1 protein-coding gene is annotated in these 2,519 nt (G+C 39.1%); it reads right to left on the minus strand.

The annotated features are described in order from the left end of the window. Positions 1-246: 246 nt before the first annotated feature. Complete coding sequence (locus tag HMPREF3144_RS09170; protein ID WP_070477556.1) at positions 247-2,457, minus strand: TonB-dependent receptor; 2,211 nt, start codon at positions 2,455-2,457, stop codon at positions 247-249. Positions 2,458-2,519 lie beyond the last annotated feature (62 nt).

Raw genomic sequence — 2,519 nt, forward strand, 5'->3', positions numbered from 1 at the left:
AAATCAAGTTACACAAAATACCTTACACCCTCGTTTGCGGAATGGGTGTACGGATCGTGACCCTACGTAGAGTTAATATCTACGTTTCGGAAAAAAACTGCTAATTTATCAGATAAGTTTTATCCTCAATCGCTGACAGGATAGTTATTACAGCATCATTAAGAATAATAGTTTCAAAGTAATCGCATGTAGAGTTGGTTAACAGCACATCGACTAACCAACTCTACAATTGCTTATTTATAGGTACTAGAAAGATTGTTGGAATGAAAGCGTGAAGGTACGTCCTCTCCCCTTAAAGTCCACCATATGTTCAGGCACAAGCGCTCCGTAGTATGCTTTGGCTCGTTCACCCCACGTTGTTGTGTATTGGCGGTTAAAGATATTTTGCACGCCTAAACTGATCGTACTATTTTTCCAATGGTAGTTATATCCAGCATCGACCGTAGTGAAACCATTAATTTTCTGATCCTTAGCCCCTTTAAAAGCTAATGAGGTGTTTAGTTGCACAGCAAAATCCGAGTTTTCACCTTTCCATCTCACCCATGCGCCTAACTTAGATGGACTAGCTTCTGTAATTTCAGGCTTTTCCCATTCTCCTTCAGGAGATTTAATTTTTGTTCGGACTAAATGTGCGTATGAGCCGATTTGAAATTGATTATTTAACCAATATGACAATTTCCCTTCAACCCCGTGAATTCGTTTTTTGCCGCCGATACTAGTTATGAGTAGGGTGTTTCTGTCAAAATTAATCGAACCGTCGGATAAAGAATAGTATGCTGCGATCTTCCCATCAAGTCCCCCTCTCGAAAACTCCCAACCTAACTCGTAGGCACTGGTTTTGATACCTTTAAGTTTAGATGCATTAACATCTACGCCTTTTAAAAGCTCCAAATGTCCACTTGCATCTGGTTGTCGAGCATAAACACCTTGACCATAGTATTTCGCTGGATCGGGAATCTCAAATCCTTGAGAAAAATTCGTCCACACCTTATTGCCATTATCAAAGTTATAGTTTAGTCCTACATTAAATAAACTGACATTGTAGCTATTACTTCCCCCTGGAATAATGCCTGCGCTTTTAGCTCTACCGAGAAGAACACTGGCTTGTTGGGATGAAGCAACAAAGTCATCAATGGTATTTTTCATATGCTGATAACGATAGCCAGCTGAGAGTAACAAGTTTTGCGTTAGATTGTAATCCAACTGAGCAAACCCTGAAATAGACTGCACCTTTGTTTTTGGGTAGCGACCTGTTTTACCTAGTGTCTTATTAACTAACCCACCTGTTTGAGCACTAATACGCGGATCAAAAACAGCTTGGCTTGACTCAAACTTATCAATATAACCATCTAAACCATAACTTATAGATAATGCATCCCATGATTTATGCAGCACTGTTTTGAGTGATAATACATCAGTATCTTGCTGAGACGTACTAATATAAGCACCAGCAGGAAATGGGATAAATCCTAGCTTCTCTTTTCGATAAGATAATTGGGCATATAAGTCTTGACCTAGAAAATCAGAGTGATGGTAATCAGCATTGAACATATAACGCTTAGTATGTGCATGCCGATCTGAATAGAATTGATCCGATAGTTTGATGTCTTTTGTTCTTAATCCAATTAGATTTTTACCAAAATCAAACCCGTAAGGAGAGTCCTGTTGGCTATCATAATATTGGCCAAGCAAATTGAGTGTTTGTGAATCAGAAAACCTAAATGAAGCAGAAGCCATTAAGTCTAATGATTTATTAAATTGCAGGGATCCTTGCGTAACATCTGGCACAATCAAGTCCCCATTACCATCATACGCTGCTTTATTTTTACGATATGCTATCGAGAAACGTCCGTAGGCATTATCTTTACCACCACTAAGCGAAAAAGCTGCGCCTAAATCACGGTCTTGACTTGATTGAAATCCCGATGTGCCTGTAACGGAAATATCACCATGTAAAGGACCTGCCGCACCTTTTTTAGTAATAATGTTAATTACCCCACCTGTGGCATCACCACCATAGACAGAAGAGGCACCTGACAAGACCTCAATATGCTCAATATTGCTAGGGTCAATAGAATCCAGTTGTCGGCTAATTTTACGAACAGAATTAAGTGAAACTCCGTCAATCATGACTAGCATTGGTCGTCCACGTAAATTTTGCCCATTATTAGTTCTACCTTGAGAGCCCACATCCAAACCCGGGACCTTAGTGGATAAAATGTTACTCAAACTTTGACCAGTTCGTACCGCATAAGTGATCTCCTCATTATCAATATACCAAACTGTTGCAGGTATTTCTGCAACAGTTTTAGGTGTATAGCTAGCAACAACAAGCAGAGGCGGTAATGTAGCTACTGTATCATCCTGCTCAGTTTGAGCATTAACCCCATTATGTATGCCATAAGCAGAGACAATACTTAAGCAAAGTATTGTTGGCGATAAGAATTTAATTTTCATAAGACTCTCCTTAAATAAGAATTACTATTAATGTGAGACTTTTGCATAAAAGCAGTTAAATA

The organism is Oligella sp. HMSC05A10 (assembly GCF_001808335.1).
Classification (GTDB): Bacteria; Pseudomonadota; Gammaproteobacteria; order Burkholderiales; family Burkholderiaceae_B; genus Oligella; species Oligella urethralis.

Excerpts from the sequence above, each read along its gene's own strand:
- HMPREF3144_RS09170 (WP_070477556.1), bottom strand. The coding sequence starts at position 2,457 with ATGAAAATTAAATTCTTATCGCCAACAATACTTTGCTTAAGTATTGTC.